This is a genomic window from Streptomyces sp. NPDC017520 (assembly GCF_044329855.1).
Lineage (GTDB): Bacteria > Actinomycetota > Actinomycetes > Streptomycetales > Streptomycetaceae > Streptomyces.
In genome coordinates, this window is the sequence record NZ_JBIRKB010000020.1 from 88300 (window position 1) to 103507 (window position 15208).

At 71.0% G+C, this 15208-nt stretch carries 16 protein-coding genes; 6 read left to right on the forward strand and 10 right to left on the reverse strand.

Translation table 11 applies throughout. The features are described from left to right. Positions 1-299 precede the first annotated feature (299 nt). Positions 300-3653, reverse strand: a complete 3354-nt coding sequence (locus tag ACH4KB_RS32920; RefSeq protein WP_398069908.1) for a LamG-like jellyroll fold domain-containing protein — start codon at positions 3651-3653, stop codon at positions 300-302. A gap of 237 nt (positions 3654-3890) precedes the next feature. Between ACH4KB_RS32920 and ACH4KB_RS32925 the strand changes: the two genes are divergently transcribed. After that, positions 3891-4385 (forward strand): hypothetical protein, encoded by a 495-nt coding sequence (locus ACH4KB_RS32925; RefSeq protein WP_398069910.1) that lies wholly within the window; start codon positions 3891-3893, stop codon positions 4383-4385. A 127-nt stretch (positions 4386-4512) separates the two neighbouring features. After that, complete coding sequence (locus tag ACH4KB_RS32930; protein WP_398069912.1) at positions 4513-4929, forward strand: ATP-binding protein; 417 nt, start codon at positions 4513-4515, stop codon at positions 4927-4929. A 146-nt stretch (positions 4930-5075) separates the two neighbouring features. Here the strand turns inward: ACH4KB_RS32930 and ACH4KB_RS32935 are convergent, their stop codons facing one another. The 7 genes from ACH4KB_RS32935 to ACH4KB_RS32965 all read right to left on the reverse strand — a co-directional run bounded on the left by ACH4KB_RS32935 (position 5076) and on the right by ACH4KB_RS32965 (position 9460). Beyond that, a complete protein-coding gene (locus ACH4KB_RS32935) occupies positions 5076-5462 on the reverse strand; it encodes a YkvA family protein (RefSeq protein ID WP_398069914.1) in 387 nt (128 codons plus the stop codon). Between the two features lie 88 nt (positions 5463-5550). Next, positions 5551-5817 (reverse strand): WhiB family transcriptional regulator, encoded by a 267-nt coding sequence (locus tag ACH4KB_RS32940; protein ID WP_398069977.1) that lies wholly within the window; start codon positions 5815-5817, stop codon positions 5551-5553. A gap of 95 nt (positions 5818-5912) precedes the next feature. Continuing rightward, complete coding sequence (locus ACH4KB_RS32945; RefSeq protein ID WP_398069916.1) at positions 5913-6449, reverse strand: pyridoxamine 5'-phosphate oxidase family protein; 537 nt, start codon at positions 6447-6449, stop codon at positions 5913-5915. A 69-nt stretch (positions 6450-6518) separates the two neighbouring features. Beyond that, positions 6519-6977, reverse strand: coding sequence for an SRPBCC family protein (locus ACH4KB_RS32950; protein ID WP_398069918.1), 459 nt, complete (start codon positions 6975-6977; stop codon positions 6519-6521). Then, positions 6977-7327: an ArsR/SmtB family transcription factor gene (locus tag ACH4KB_RS32955; protein WP_398069920.1), complete on the reverse strand. Its 351-nt coding sequence runs from the start codon at positions 7325-7327 to the stop codon at positions 6977-6979. Before ACH4KB_RS32955 ends, ACH4KB_RS32950 begins: the two co-directional genes overlap by 1 nt. 108 nt (positions 7328-7435) lie before the next feature. Beyond that, complete coding sequence (locus tag ACH4KB_RS32960) at positions 7436-8569, reverse strand: PP2C family protein-serine/threonine phosphatase (protein ID WP_398069922.1); 1134 nt, start codon at positions 8567-8569, stop codon at positions 7436-7438. A gap of 57 nt (positions 8570-8626) precedes the next feature. Next, positions 8627-9460 carry a Scr1 family TA system antitoxin-like transcriptional regulator gene (locus ACH4KB_RS32965; protein ID WP_398069924.1) on the reverse strand — a complete coding sequence of 278 codons (834 nt, stop codon included), beginning with the start codon at positions 9458-9460 and terminating at the stop codon, positions 8627-8629. 232 nt (positions 9461-9692) lie between these two features. On the opposite strand from ACH4KB_RS32965, the gene ACH4KB_RS32970 reads away from it, so the two are divergent. Continuing rightward, positions 9693-10058 carry an ATP-binding protein gene (locus ACH4KB_RS32970; RefSeq protein ID WP_398069926.1) on the forward strand — a complete coding sequence of 122 codons (366 nt, stop codon included), beginning with the start codon at positions 9693-9695 and terminating at the stop codon, positions 10056-10058. Positions 10059-10148: 90 nt separating this feature from the next. Here the strand turns inward: ACH4KB_RS32970 and ACH4KB_RS32975 are convergent, their stop codons facing one another. After that, positions 10149-10862, reverse strand: coding sequence for a ribonuclease H (locus ACH4KB_RS32975; protein WP_398069928.1), 714 nt, complete (start codon positions 10860-10862; stop codon positions 10149-10151). A 203-nt stretch (positions 10863-11065) separates the two neighbouring features. On the opposite strand from ACH4KB_RS32975, the gene ACH4KB_RS32980 reads away from it, so the two are divergent. Then, positions 11066-12964 (forward strand): ABC transporter ATP-binding protein, encoded by a 1899-nt coding sequence (locus ACH4KB_RS32980; RefSeq protein ID WP_398069930.1) that lies wholly within the window; start codon positions 11066-11068, stop codon positions 12962-12964. A gap of 51 nt (positions 12965-13015) precedes the next feature. Here ACH4KB_RS32980 and ACH4KB_RS32985 read toward each other — a convergent pair whose 3' ends face one another. Next, the gene (locus ACH4KB_RS32985; RefSeq protein WP_398069932.1) at positions 13016-13285 is read right to left on the reverse strand and encodes a hypothetical protein; all 270 of its coding nucleotides are present in this window, start codon (positions 13283-13285) and stop codon (positions 13016-13018) included. A gap of 150 nt (positions 13286-13435) precedes the next feature. On the opposite strand from ACH4KB_RS32985, the gene ACH4KB_RS32990 reads away from it, so the two are divergent. Both ACH4KB_RS32990 and ACH4KB_RS32995 read left to right on the forward strand, forming a co-directional pair. Next, on the forward strand, positions 13436-14131 hold the full coding sequence (locus ACH4KB_RS32990; protein WP_398069934.1) for a class I SAM-dependent methyltransferase: 696 nt from the start codon (positions 13436-13438) through the stop codon (positions 14129-14131). A gap of 316 nt (positions 14132-14447) precedes the next feature. After that, complete coding sequence (locus tag ACH4KB_RS32995) at positions 14448-15044, forward strand: carbonic anhydrase (RefSeq protein WP_398069936.1); 597 nt, start codon at positions 14448-14450, stop codon at positions 15042-15044. Positions 15045-15208 lie beyond the last annotated feature (164 nt).

Below are 15208 nucleotides of genomic sequence, written 5' to 3' on the forward strand. Positions count from 1 at the left end.
ACACCGAGAACAGCGGCGTCATCGCGAAGCGGATCGGCCCCGAGGAGCGCTGGCACGAGACGCCGGCTGTTGCGCACGCTATCGATCCTTCAGGTCGCGCGTTCCGACCAGAAGGATCAGGCAGGGTCCGTCCGTGCGTGCGGATCCCCCGTCGGCCGCACCTCGCCTCCACCCTGGAGGAGACGCAACCGGCGCACGCGGTGCGCGAGTTGTACAAACGGTGGACGGACCCGGGGCCCGCCGCTCCCCCGCGCCGGGAGGTCCGGCGCGGGGAAGGCGGACCCCTGGTCCTTCCGCCGTCACGGCTGCTGACGGCCGTGGAGTGCGGACACCTCCTCGGCGGTCAGGGCCTTGTCGTACACCCCGACCTGATCGACGGAGCCGTTCCAGAAGTCGCCCCTGGCACCGCCGTACTGGGCCCGCCCGACGGAGAGCGGACCGGTGCTCACATCGGCCGGCCCGGCCTCGGTGGTGGCGGCGGGCTTCCCGTCGACGTACAGCGTGATCGTGTCGCCCTTGCGGACGCCGACCAGGTGGTACCACTTACCGGTCTCCGGGGTGATCTCCAGGCGGGCGCGCTTGCCGCCCGGGGTGGAGAAGGCGAACGCGCCCTGCCCGTACTGGAGATAGAAGGGATTCTCGGTGCGGCGGCCGTCCTGGCTGACGACGGTGGCGTAGTTGCCCGGTACCGCGTCCAGCGAGGCCCACGCGGAGACCGTGTAGTCCTTCGTGGTGTCCACGACCGGGCCGGCGCTCTGCGCGTACTGCCCCTCACCGTCGAAGTCCAGTGCCGAGCCCGTGACACCCGGCGCCCAGGACGGGCCGCCCTCCAGGGCGAGGTGGGCCTTGTTGGGGCCGCTGTCGCGGGCGGTGGCGCCCTTGTTCTCGTCGAGCGACCAGGAGCCGCCGCCCTTCAGCTCGTCGCGCTCACCGGCGTTGGCCCCGGCGGCGATGACCTGGCGGTTGAACTCCCGGATCTTCTTCGGGTCGACCTTGATCTCCCGACGGTCGTACGTCCACAGCCCGTTCAGCTCGTTCTCCAGGTCGCTGACCTGGGTGTAGACGGAACCGGACAGTTCGGCGCCGGCGGCGGCGAGGTAGTACGTACGGGTGTTGTCGACGTACTTCGCGGTGAGGGCGGCCTTGTCCGCGACCCCGCTGTAGATGTTGGCGGGCGCGCCGGGCCACATGTGCCCCGGAGTCCGGAGCGTGAAGCCGCCGTGCTCGCCGTCCATCGCGGCGCGACGGTCGTCCGGGAAGGCCGGGTCGTTGTTCACGTAGTCGTGGTGGTCGATGATCTCGCCCTTGCCAGAATCACCCTTGGAGGCACAGCAGTTGACGCCACTGTGCGCGTTGACCACGCGGGACGGGTCCAGCGCCTTGACGTCCTCGGCGATCTTCCCGGTCTCGGTGCGGTCCCACTCGCCCCAGCCCTCGTTGAAGACGATCCAGCCACTGATCGAGGGGTGGTTGTGGAACTGCTCCATCATCTCCTTCCCCTGGGTGAGGAAGGCGTTCTTGCCCGTTTCGTTGTCGATGTCGGCGTTGACGAAGTCCTGCCACACGAGCAGTCCGAGGCGGTCGGCGTGGTAGTACCAGCGCGGCGACTCCACCTTGATGTGCTTGCGCACGGCGTTGAATCCGAGGTCCTTCTGGGCCTTCAGGTCGAAGGTGAGGGCCGCGTCGCTGGGCTGGGTGTACAGCCCGTCGGGCCAGAAGCCCTGGTCGAGCATGGCGAGGGAGAAGAAGGGCTTCCCGTTGAGGACGAGCTTCTGGTAGCCGCCGACTTCCGCGATCTTCAGCTGGCGCATCCCGAAGTAGCTCTCGACGCTGTCCTTGGAGCGGCCGTCGGCGAGGGAGACGTCGAGATTGTACAGGTAGGGGTCGTCCGGCGACCAGAGGTGCTGGTTCTTGACCGGCAGGCTCAGCTTGCGGTTGGCCGGCCCGGTGACCGTGCCGACGACCTTGCCCCTGCGGTCGCGGGCGACGGCGGTGATCCGGGCGTCGGGGGAAGCCTTCGCGGAGTTGACGGTGACCGCGAGGCGGCCGGTGTCGATGTCCGGTGTGGTCGTCAGGGAGTCGATGGCGGCGGGGGCGACCGGCTCCATCCACACGGTCTGCCAGATGCCGGAGGTCGGGGTGTAGACGATGCCGCCCGGGTTGGTGGACTGCTTGCCCTTGGGCTGGTTCGGGCCGGTCTCGTCGGTTACGGCGACGACGATCTCCTGGGGGCCGCTGCCCAGGAGCGCGTCGGTGATGTCCGCGGTGAACCCGGTGTAGCCGCCGGTGTGTTCGGCGACCTTGGTGCCGTTGACCCAGACGGTGGCCTGGTAGTCGACGGCGTCGAAGTTGAGCTTCAGTCGCTTGGACGCATCCTTGTTCCCCTTGCCGACCGACCAGTTCTTCGGCACGGTGACGAGCTTGCGGTAGAACATGTGGTCCTCGTCGCGCTCCAGGCCGGAGAGCTGGGACTCGACCGGGAACGGCACGATGATCTTCTCGTCGAGCTTCTTGCCGAAGACCGGCTGCTCCCCCTCGGTGGCCCCGGCGAACTCCCAGGGGCCGTTGAGGTTCTTCCACTGGTCGCGTACCTGTTGCGGCCGGGGGTACTCCGGGAGGGGGTGGTTCCTGTCCAGCTTGTCGCCCCAGGTGGTGGTGAGGCGGTGCGTGGAGAGGTTCTTGGCGGTGCGGCCGATCTCCGGGACGGTCTCGGTCCCCGACTTCAGACCGCCCTGGCCGTCGTAGACGACCTTGACGCGCTGGTCCTTCTGGACCGGTGCCGCGAGATCGACGATCAGCGCCCTCGGGTCGTCCGAGGCCCGGTTCACCGACTTCACCGGCATCGGGGAGGTGTCGACCTCGATCTTGAGGTGCTCCTTCACCTTCCGGTAGTCCGAGACGCGGTCGCGGAAGGTGGCCTGGAGGCGCTTGCCGTTCTTCGCGACGCTCAGGGCGACCGGGTAGACCTCGAAGTCGGCGGGTGGGGTGAACGCGGACTCGGGCACGATCTGCTTCTCGAGGGTGTCGCTCCCCCAGCGCAGGAACATGCTGGCGCCGCCGATGTCCTGGAACATCTCCAGCTTGAAGTCGTGCTTCTCCCCGGCCTTCAGGGAGATCGGAGCGCTGTGCTGCTCCTTGTCCCAGTCCGGCTCCCAGTGGTCGATGACAACGTTTCCGTCGAGGTAGAGCCGGAAGCCGTTGTCGCCGATGGCGGAGAAGGTGTACTCCCCGGTCTCGGGAGCTTCCAGCTGCCCCGTCCAACGGGCCGTCGTGTGCTCGGTCTTGCCGGTGGCTGACTCGAACGTCCCTGTGAGACCGGGGAAGTTGATCTCGGGTTCCAGGGAGGTGGCGCCGAGTTCCGCGAAGTCCCGGGCGCCCGGGGCGGACATGCTGAAGTATTCGCCCTTCAGCCCGTGGACATCGGTGACCGGGTCGTCGGCCGTGAAGGCCTTCGCGGTGGCTTCGGACGGTACGGCGGGTGCCGCGGCCGCCGTCGGGACCAGGGTGGCGCCGACCGGTATGAGCAGCGCCGCAGCGCAGGTCAGAGCCCTGAACAGGGCACGGGGGCGCGGGTGTTGTCGTCTCAAGGCGTCGTCCTCGTCGAAGAGCGGGGGGTGCCTCGAACCAGCGAGGCACTGCACATAGTCGAACATTGAGCCACAGCACCAAACACTGCACAACGGTCGTGCACGCAGAATTTTCAACGATAGAAATTTGACCTGTGCCCCTCGGCTGCCGCCGGGCGGACGGCGGGCGAGCCCGGAAGCTCTCGCCACGGAGAACGGCCCACCGACGCCACCAGGATCCGGCCCGGCCTCATCAGCGGCGGAGACCTTGGGGTTTGACGGACGCGACCTCGGGAACGCGCGGGGTTGAGGGGGCTAACACTCATGTCGGGACTCAAGCAGGCGGCCGCCTGGGCGGGTGCGCTGTTGTGCGTCGCGCTCGGGGCCCTGCTGATGGTGATTGCCTCGACGGTCGCGTTCGGCACCGAAGACGACGAATGGACCGCGCCGAACCGCGAGGCCGATGCGGTGGTGACCGATTTCGTGCGGATACGGTCCGGTGGAGGGCCGATCGGCAGCCAGTCCGCTCCCCGGGTGACCTATGAGGTCGAGGGTCTCCGCTACACCTCCCGGCTGCGCGGCACGCCGAAAGGGCGCACGCTGCGCGTGGGCGACACCCTCCGGGTCGTCCACCGGGCCGACGAGCCCGGCCGCCCCTTTCCCCGGCATTACGCCGAGGCGGGTCCTCCGGGTGTCGCCGACCGGACCCTGGCGGTCGGCCTGTGCGTGTTCTTCGGCGCGGTCCCTCTCGTCTTCGCCTGGCTGCTCATCTCGTTCGCCCGGAAGAGCACGAACGACACGGGGCTCCGCCGTGCCTGACGACGGAATGCCGCGGGGGATCAGAGGCGGTAGTGAGCAGGGACGCCGCCCGGCAGCCGGCTTCATGAAATGCCGATTCGGGGGTATCCGGAAACCACCAGAAGGCATACGCGACGGGGTGGAAAGCATGAACGACCGGATTCTGATGACGTTTTCACCGGACGGCGCGACCCGCACCGACTTCGTCTGCCGACCGGAGAAGGCCGCCGACGCGCGGGACGCGGTCAGCACCTTCGTCGCACGGCTGCACCCGGCGCCGAACTCGCACACGGTCCAGAACCTTCTGATCCTCGTGTCGGAGCTGGTCACCAACGCCGTCCTGCACGCGGGGGCCGTCACCGCGCTGTGGCTGACCGCGGACCGCCGGGGCGTCCACATCCGCGTCACCGACCCGAGCCCGGCGCACCCGCAGGACCGGACGCCCGATCTGACCGGCCTGACGGGCGGATTCGGCTGGCCGATGGTCCAGCGGCTGGCTCAGAATGTACGGGTCCGCGATGCGGCGAACGGCGGAAAGGTCATCCTCGCCACCGTGCCACGCTGAGCCCCGTGCCTCCGGTGACCCGAGGGACTCGGAGGGGTGACCCGGGGGACTCGGAAGCGGCACCGGGGACGGCCTCGCAGGGGGCTCCCACGTTCAGCCGGGGAAGCCGGGGTCCACGTTCAGCCGAGGAAGCCCGGGGCCCGCGTTCAACTGAGGAAGCCCGGGTCCGCGGAGCGCGGATCGGCTTCGCGGGCCCGGCCTCGGCCCACGGCGTCGGGGCGGCTCTCCGCCGGAGCGCTCTTCCCCCGCGCCCCTGTGCGCACTCCGGCGGCCGACGCCGCCGAGTGGAGGGAGCGCAGGGCGACCAGCAGGAAGCCGATGTCGTCCAGATAGACGGGGTCGGGCAGCAGGTCGACCGGTGACACGGTGTAGATGACGGCCGCCCAGAAGAGCGCCTTGCTGCGCAGCGGGATCCCGGCGTCGACCAGCAGCTTCCTGGCCTTGAAGACGCGCACCAGAAGCACGACGGCCGAGGCCAGCATGATCAGCACGGCCACGGCGCCGAGAACGAGCCAAACGGTGGTGGTGTCCATGGGTCATCGTGTACCCATTCCTCCCCGTACGACGAACCCGTGGCGGCGGTGTCAGCTTTCGGGGCCGGGGGGGGCACCCCGGTACGGGTCAGGCCGTGCCGTGCCCCCGGGCCTCCGCCCGCCTGCGGCTGCGGCGCTTCAGGGAGCGCCGCTCGTTCTCGGAGAGGCCGCCCCAGATGCCGGAGTCCTGCTTGTGCTCCAGGGCCCATTCCAGGCAGGCGGCCTGTACCGGACAGGTCCGGCAGACGGCCTTGGCCTCCTCGGTCTGGACGACGGCGGGTCCCGTGCTCCCGATGGGGAAGAACAGGTCCGGGTCCTCGTCGCGGCAGGCGGCGTGCAGGCGCCAGTTCTCGATGCTGCTCAACTCCGCTCACTCCCCATGTCGATGCGTCATGTCGATACGTCGTACGTGTCTTCCGTGCGGGTGACCGACGATCGGCGCCTCAAACATCACCGCTGTCCGGAAGGCCGGCGGTGGAAGCGGTAGCGGGTCTGGCTGTACGTCTCCCCCTTCCCGAAGGCGAATCCGACCTCCGGGTCGAGGCGGTACAGCTGGACCGTGCCCGAGCGGATGGTGTCACCGAGGCCGTGCCAGGTGCCGTCCGGGCTGGTCAGCAGGTTGCCGTACTTGCCCTCGTAGGCGTCGGCGGTGGCGCCGCGTTCCGTGGGGTCGCGCACCAACTCCGCGCGGCCTTCCATGGTGATGTCGAGGCCGTCCAGGACGTTCGTGCCGGTGGTCAGGACGCAGTGGTGGTTGCCGTGGAGGTTGCGCGCCTTGCGCTCCTGGTCGCCGGTGGCGAAGTACAGGGCTCCGCCGGCCCAGACGGCCAGCAACGGTGTCACGTGGGGCCGGCCGTCGGGGCGGACGGTGGACAGCCAGAACAGTCGCGCCCGCTGGAGCTCCCGCAGTGCGGTCGGCCAGGGGGTCGCGTCGGCGCCGGAATCGCCGAAGGGGCCGAGCTCGGCGATCGGGTCACGGTCGGACATGGACGCTCCTCGAAGGGTCGGGCAGGAATGCGGTCGGCCACGTTTTGGTCGACGGGAGGCGCCGCGGGCTCACTCGTGTCCTCCCGCTCGCAGCTCGACGTCCAACGCGTCGAGCCAGTCGCCGGTGCCGTGCTTCCGCCAGGAGGGCTCCTCCCGGCCGTCGAGGAAGGCGCCCTGCTCGGTGAGGACCAGCCGGGTGCCTCCATCGGCCGGGCCGAACGCCACGGTCGTCAGCGACGCCGCCGCGAGGTCGTCTCCCACGTGCAGCACTGAGGTGTAGACAATGCGCTCGTTCGGGACGATGTCGCGGTACAGGGATTCGAACGTCAGCGATGGGCCGCTGCCCGGGCGGCTGCGGTTGACCTCCCGGCCCCCGACCCGGAAGTCCAGTTCATGGTCGGCATCGGGCGTGGAGAACCAGCGGGCCTTCGTCTTCGGATCGGCCCATGCGGCGAACACCCGGACCGCCGTGGCGGGGTAGAGGCGTTCGAGGGTGAATGTGGCGTGCGTGACAGAACGGTCGATCATCACAAGTTTCCTCGCTCCGGTGTGCCGGGATCATCGAGCAGATGGTCGCCGAGCCGGTCCAGGCGCCGTTCCCAGGGGGTGCGCTGCTCGGCAAGCCAGCCCTCGGCCGTCCGCAGCACGTCCGGCTCGACGCGGCAGGTGCGGACCCGGCCGATCTTCTCGGAGCTGACAAGCCCGCAGGCTTCCAGCACCTGAATGTGCTGCATGGCCGCCGACAGCGACATCTCCAGCGGCCTGGCCAGTTCGCTGACCGATACCGGTCCGCGGATCAGGCGCTCCACCATGGCCCGGCGCGTTCCGTCCGCGAGCGCCTGGAACACCCGGTCGAGCGATCCTCCATAGTTAGGCATGTCCTTAACTATGGAGTGGCACACCTTTTATGGTCAAGCACTTCCTTGACCAATGACCTGATCACGGCGGTCACGTGGGGAACGGCGACGCACGGCGGCCCGTCACGTCTACGGGCGGGGCCGGGGCCGGGGCCGGTGCAGGGGCCGGGGCCGGTGCAGGGGCCGGTGCAGGGCGAGGAGCGCCTGATCGTCCTGGATCCGGCCGCCGGTGTGCTGCCCCACGTCCTCGATCAGCAGGTGGAGGATCTGCGCCGGGGTGGCCGGGTCGCCGGTCAGTGCGCGGTGGTGGACGAGGAAGGGCAGCCGGACGGACGCGTCGTAGAAGGTCCCGGACTCGTCGCGCGCCTCGGTGACGCCGTCCGTGTAGCAGACGAGGGTGGCGCCGGGCGGGAACGGGAAGGTGTCGACCGGGCAGGACCAGGGCCCCAGGGCGCTCATGCCGAGCGGGGGCGCCTCCTCGGAGGGCCCGAGGACGGTGGCCCTGCCCTCGGCGTCCAGCAGCACCGGCGGGGGGTGCCCCCGGTTGACGACGCGTACGGCGTCGAGGCCTTCGGCGAACTCGGCGATCAGGGCGGTGGTGAACCCCTCGTCCTGCTCCTCGCCGCCGCGTCGGCCGCCCTCACGCAGGAGGGCCCGCTCCAGCGCGGCCACGAGGCCGGGCAGGTCCTCCGCCTCGTCCGCCGCGTACCGGAAGGCCCCCAGGTCCGCGCAGACCGCGCTGACCGCGCCCAGGCCCTTCCCGCGGACGTCCCCGACCATCACGCGCACCCCGTGCGGGGTGTCCTGGACGACGTAGAGGTCACCGCCGATCATGGCCTCGTCCTCGGCGGGCACGTACCGGGCGGCGATCCTGAGCTCGCCGAGGCGCGAGGGAGGCCTGGGCAGGACGGCGCTCTGGGCCACGGCGGCGATATGGCGCGCGCGGCGGGTCCGGGCGTCCCGGCCCTCCAGGGCGCGGTTGATGAAGACGGCCAGCACGGTTACGGCCAGAAGGGTGAGCTGGCTGGCGACGCCCCGCTGCCAGCCGAAGGTGCCGTCGTACCGGGCGAGGCCCGCGTGGACCGCCATCGAGAGGGCTCCGATCGCGATGATGCCGCGCAGGGTCAGGAGCGGTGCCGCGGCGACCGGGGCGGCTATCAGCAGGGGCGCGGAGGTGACGTCCGCCGGGGTCACCAGGTCCAGCACGACGGCCAGCACGACGACGCCCAACGGAATCCACTTGGCCCTGCGCAGCTGCACCACTCCCCCACGCTGTACGGCGCCGGAGCCCGCCGCATCCCGGGAGCGCGGGCCCTCGGATCACTCCGGCAGCGGGGTCCCGGGGCCGGGTGCGGCGGCGCACGCCGCGTCCAGCCGGATGCGGTGGGCCATCACGGCTTCGGGATCATCGATGACGTCGACCCGGACGCCCGGGGTCTCCAGCACCGCCTGGTCCCCGATCTCGGGGGCGGGCACCCGGAGGATGTGCAGGGGCGGTACGCCGGTCAGAGGGTGTGGCGGGTGGTCCATGGGCACCACCTGGACGGTGACGTGCTGTTCCTTCATCGCCTCGGCCAGCGCGGCCCGCTGCCCGTCCATGGTCTCCCGGTCGCCGACCCGCGTATGGAGGGCCACCGCCGGGAACAGGGCCCACAGGTCGGCCCCGCGCTCGCGCATGCGGCGGCGGCGCTCCCACAGCAGCTCGACACGGCGCTCCCGGCGCCCGGGGGTGTCGTCGGGGTACTGCGTACGGTAGAGCGCGGCGGCGTACGCGGGGGTGCGCAGCAGTTCGGGCACCAGTGCCGGGTGCCAGGTCCGTACGAGGCTCGCCGAGGACTCCACTCCGATGACGTCCTGCTGCCAGCCGTCCATCGCGTCCCGCCACCGGTGCCACCAGCCGGGCAGGTTAGCGGCGCTGAGTCCGGCCATGATGGGCTCGGCCACAGCGGGCGGAACGCCGTAACAGCGGAGCAGTTCGCCGACCTGCCGGGCGTCGAGTCCGGTCTCGGCGCGTTCGATGCGCCGAACGGTGGCGGGGTGGGCGTCCAGCGCGTCGGCCGCGGCCCGAAGGCTGATTCCCGCGCGTTCCCGCAGCATACGGAGGCGGACCGCGAGAACGCGGTGCTCCACGGTGGGACCTGAACGGGCTCGCATGCGCAGAACCTTCCTCGTCGAGCCCCGGGGCGGAGCACTGCACACTCTGTCGCTTGCAAAGTATGCGTTTTGCGTCGAGAGTGCATACATGTCGGAAATAGCCAGTTGCGCGGAGCGTGTCCCCGATGACGGAGGTGTCCGAGGTGCCGGTGGTGACCGAGGTGCGCACAGCTGGTGGGTTCCCCGATTGCCCGGGGGGGTTCCGGAGGCCCGGCACCGGGTCCAGGAGGCCATGCGGGCCTGGGGCGAGCCGGCCGAACGGATCGAGGCGGCGGCCCTGATAGTGACCGAGCTGGTCACCAACGCCGTGCAGCACACCAGCACCCGGCGGATCCGCTGCCGGCTCCTGCGCTCCGCGGACGGCGTGCGCATCTGCGTGTGGAACCGCGGCCGGGCCCGAATCCCGGCACCGGCTTCCCCGGGCGACTCGGCGGGCCTTCCCGTCACCGGACCCCCGGCGACGGACGGCCACGCGGACGACGACACGCTCGACCACCTGGCGGAGGACGGCAGGGGCCTCCTGCTCGTCGACGCGCTGGCGGCCCGCTGGGGCACCCGCGCCGCGCTGGCGGGCCGCCTCGTCTGGGCCGACGTCTGAGCCTCCCCGCAACGCACCGTGACATCTCCACGAGCCTGCGCGACCGGCCGGACGGCCCACCGGGCCGCTCCTCCCGATGTCCTCGCGTGATCAGGCGGGAGCTGTGCGGCACTCCGGGTGGCCCCAGCCGTTCGGGTTCTTCGCGATCGGCTCCTTGACCGCGTACGGCTTTCCGCAGTGGCACCGGCCCGCGAAGCGCGCCGCGATCGTGCCGGTGGACCGCCCGCTCCGGGACGCGCTCACCGCGCTCCGCCCCTTCGCGCCGCCCGACGCCCCGGACGCCTCCGATCGCCCCTTCGTGGACCGCGCGGGCGCGGGCACCGGCAGAGCCGTGGCACCGTGCGCCGTACCGGCCGGGCTCTGGGCCACAGCCGCCTCACTGGCGGCCTGGTCGGCGATCGCGTTGAGCGGGTCGCCGTTCACCTGGTGCGCGGGCACATAGCGGAACGTCACCGAGCGGTCGGCGAGCAGGGCGTCGATGCGGGTGACCAGCTCACGGTTGGCGACGGGCTTGCCACCGGAGGTCTTCCAGCCGTTGCGCTTCCACCCCGGAAGCCACTTCGTCACGGCGTTCATGGCGTACTGCGAGTCCATCCGCACCTCGACGCGCGCCGCCGGGCCGGTGGCCTCCAGCAGCTCCGCCAGCGCCGTGAGCTCGGCGACGTTGTTCGTCGCGGTGCCGAGCGGACCGGCCTCCCAGCGCACGGGGTTCCCCTGCGCGTCGGCGACGACCCACGCCCAGGCGGCCGGACCCGGATTTCCCTTCGACGCCCCGTCACACGCGGCGATCATGCACTCGTCCATCCCCTGATCATGCCAGCCCCGCATGACCGTTCCGACCGTCCGCGCGACGCCGCGGACAGGGCGCGCCCGCGCCTTCACTCCGCGCCACCCTTGACCTCAATCAAACATGAGGTCCTAACGTTCCGAGTGAACCCGGGCCGCACGGCCCACGGGATCCGCAGGCCGTCGGGGGAACCGGGGGCCGTCAGACCTCGGAGCGCCCCATGGACATGGAAGTCACCGCGTGGCATTCGCTGCACAGTGCGATGAACGCCCAGCAGGACCGCCGGCCCTTCTCCCGGACGGCGTTGCGCCGCATCATGGTCTTCGCCCGGCCCCATAGGCGGCGGATCTACCGCTTCCTGGGGCTGAGCGTCCTGACGGCGCTGCTCGCGGTCGCCACTCCGCTGCTGGCCGGGAAAGTCGTCGACGCGATCGTGGACGGTGCCAGAACCGGGACCGTCACCCGGCTCGCCCTGCTCATCGCGCTCATCGCCGTCGCCGAGGCCGGTCTCGGCCTGCTCACCCGCTGGCTGTCGTCGACCCTGGGCGAGAGCCTGATCCTGGACCTGCGCACCGCCGTCTTCGACCATGTGCAGAAGATGCCGGTCGCCTTCTTCACCCGGACCCGGACCGGCGCCCTGGTCAGCCGGCTCAACAACGATGTGATCGGCGCGCAGCGGGCGTTCAGCAATACGCTCTCCGGCGTCGTCTCCAACGTCGTCACCCTGATGCTGACGCTCGCCGTGATGCTCACGATCTCCTGGCAGATCACGCTGCTCTCGCTGGTGCTGCTCCCGGTGTTCGTCGTGCCGGCCCGCCGGATGGGAGCGAGGATGGCGGGACTCCAGCGCGAGGCCGCCGACCACAACGCCGCGATGGGCACCCAGATGACCGAGCGGTTCTCCGCCCCCGGCGCGACGCTGGTCAAGCTCTTCGGGCGCCCTTCCGACGAGTCGGCCGAGTTCGCCGCCCGCGCCGACCGGGTGCGTGACATCGGCGTCCGTACGGCGATGGCCCAGTCGGCGTTCATCACCGCCCTCACCCTGGTCTCCGCCCTGGCACTGGCCCTGGTCTACGGGCTCGGCGGCTACTACGCCCTGCGCGGCAGCCTGGAGCCGGGGGCCGTCGTGGCGCTGGCGCTGCTGCTGACCCGGCTGTACGCGCCGCTCACCGCGCTGGCCGGGGCCCGGGTCGAGGTGATGAGCGCGCTCGTCAGCTTCGAGCGGGTCTTCGAGATCCTGGACCTGAAGCCGCTGATCGAACAGAAGCCGGACGCCCGCCGGGTGCCGGACGGCCCGGTCTCCGTGGAGTTCGACAAGGTGTCCTTCGGCTACCCCTCCGCCGACAAGGTCTCCCTCGCCTCGCTGGAGGAGGTCGCCACGCTCGACGACCGGGGCGGCACCACGGTCCTGCACGACGTCTCCTTCCGCGCCGAACCCGGCCAGATGATCGCCCTGGTGGGCTCCTCCGGAGCGGGCAAGTCGACGATCGCGCAGCTGCTGCCCCGGCTGTACGACACGGACACCGGTTCCGTGCGGCTGAACGGCGTCGACGTACGCGACCTGAGCGCGGACTCGATCCGGGACACGCTCGGCATGGTCACCCAGGACGGGCACCTCTTCCACGAGTCGGTGCGGGCCAACCTGCTGATCGCCCGGCCCGACGCCTCCGAGGACGATGTCTGGGACGCCCTGCGCCGCTCCCGGCTGGACGGCCTGATCGCCTCGCTGCCGGACGGGCTCGACACGGTGGTGGGCGAGCGCGGCTACCGGTTCTCCGGCGGGGAGCGCCAGCGCCTGACCATCGCCCGGCTGCTGCTGGCCCGTCAGCGGGTCGTGATCCTCGACGAGGCGACCGCGCACCTCGACTCCACGTCGGAGGCCGCCGTACAGGAGGCGCTGGCCGAAGCGCTGGCCGGGCGGACCGCCCTGGTGATCGCCCACCGGCTCTCGACCGTACGGGCCGCCGACCGGATCCTGGTGGTGGAGGCGGGCCGGGTCGTCGAGAACGGCACGCACACCGAGCTGCTGGCGGCCGGCGGGAGGTACGCGGAGCTGTACCGCACCCAGTTCGAGCGGCCGTCGTCGGAGGGGAAGAGGCAGGTCCAGCCGGTCCGCTGACCCCGCGCCCGCCCCCACGCCGTCCGGCCGGACCTCATCGGCCGGACGGCGTCAGCGCGTGCCGGTGCGGACGAGGGTGGCCCGGTCGGCGGTCCGCAGCCGCCGCAGCGCGTGGCCGCCGCACCGGCGCCACTCCTTGGGCGACACCCGCGGACGGTGCGCGCCGTTGGTGACGAGCGCGTTCACCGACGTCATCGGATCGGCCGCCATGGTCTTGGCCAGCAGGGCGCCGACCACGAGCGGCAGCAGCGTGACGGCCAGGGCGGAGCCGGCGGTGGTGACGTGCTGGATACGGGGGCGGCGCGGCGCTTCGGAGGTCATGCGCTCATCGAACAGCGGCCCGGGAACCGGAACATCGGGGTATGTACTCAGGGGTGCGGGACCGGCATACTCAGCCGCCCTCGGGGGGACGCTCACAGCGGCGGGGGACGCGGATCCCGGCCGGCCGCCGACCACGGAAGGATCGCCTCGATGGGTGACAGCCAGGGACTCGGTGACAGCAGGGAACCCCGTGGCGGCCAGGGGCTTCCGGACGCGGATGCCGGCCCCGGACATCCGGCCGCGGCGGTCTTCGACGCGCTGGGCGCGGAGTACGAAAGGGCCTTCGCCGCATCGGCCGCCCACCGCGAGTCGCTGGAGCGGCTGCTGGCGGACCTGGCCCCGGGGAGCCGGGTGCTGGACGTGGGCAGCGGGACGGGCCGGCCCACGGCACGGACCCTGACGGACGCGGGGCACCGGGTGCTGGGCGTCGATGTGTCGCCGGTGATGACCGCGCTCGCGGCCCGGCAGGTGCCGGAGGCGGAGTTCCGGTGTGCGGACGTTCGCGATCTCCCCCTGGCCGAGGGCGAGTTCGACGCGGTCTGCGTGTACTTCTCACTGCTGCAGCTGGAGCGGGGAGACCAGCGCGAGCTGCTGGAACGGCTCGCGCGGTCGCTGCGGCCCGGCGGGCTGCTGGTCGCCGCGACGGTCCCGGTGGACGCCGCGGGCGTCGACGCGGTGTTCATGGGGCAGCCGGTCCGGGTCTCCAGCTTCGGCGCCGAGGAGTTCACCGCCCTGGTCACGCGGGCGGGCATCGTTGTGGAGTGGGAGCACAGCGCGCTCTTCACCCCGGACCATCCGGCCGGCGCACCCGAGCCGCACCTCTTTCTGCACGGCCGCCGCGCCTGACGGCGCCGCCTTCCCTCGCGGCACACCCCACCCATTGGCTATCACAAAGAACAAGCCGAATGAATGACATGGGTGGCGCATTTGTGTTCCTTCACGAGAAGGTAATGCGATAGCAAAGTTCTGGTCGTTATGCTCTGCTGCAGTCGTATCCGCAAAAAGCGATCGGAGTGGGCCTCATCGCGGCCGCCATCCGGCAAACCGCTAGGTGAGGCACCCTCACCATTCCGAACATTCATCCGGTTACCAACAGAGCATTCGTCAATATGACCCGACCACACCGCTCCCCGGCACCGCCGGATGCAGGAGGCAGGCCACCATGCAATCCCTCGTAGAACACGCCCGGACGTTCACCGAGCACGTCGCCGCGAACGCAAAGCAATTCGAACATCTCGCGGACGGCCAGACCCCCGAAGCACTCTTCGTCACGTGCTCGGACTCGCGCGTCGTCCCCTCGCTGATCACCGGCGCCCGCCCGGGTCAGCTCTTCGAACTCCGCACCGCGGGCAACATCGTTCCGTCCTATCCGGCGGAGGACCGCCCCACGGGCGAGGCCGCGACCATCGAGTACGCACTGCGCGCGCTCCAGGTCCGCGACATCATCGTGTGCGGACACTCCCACTGCGGCGCCGTGGGCGCCGTGTTCCGCGGCGACGACCTCTCCGCCATGCCCGCCGTCCGCCACTGGCTGGAGCACTCCGCGGACGGCAGGGACCCCGCCGCGGACCCCGAGGACCTCCCCCTGGCGATCCAGGCCCACGCCCTCGCCCAGCTCGACACCCTGCGGGGCTACCCCGCGGTGCGCGAGCGGCTCGCCGAGGGCACCCTCGGCCTGCACGCCTGGTACTACGAAGTGCACACCGGCTCCGTCAGCGTTCACCGACCGGAGCGCGGGACCGAGTTCGCCCGACTTTGACGGTTTTCCCTCCCCCCACGCTCGCGCGCCCCGCCCCCCCGCCCGGCGCCCCCCGACCCCCCAAGGAAACCCACCCTGAAATACCCGAATGAAAACAACAAACCCCAACAACTACGACGTGACCATCTGGCGCCACGCGACGTCATCCACGACGCGCAGCCACA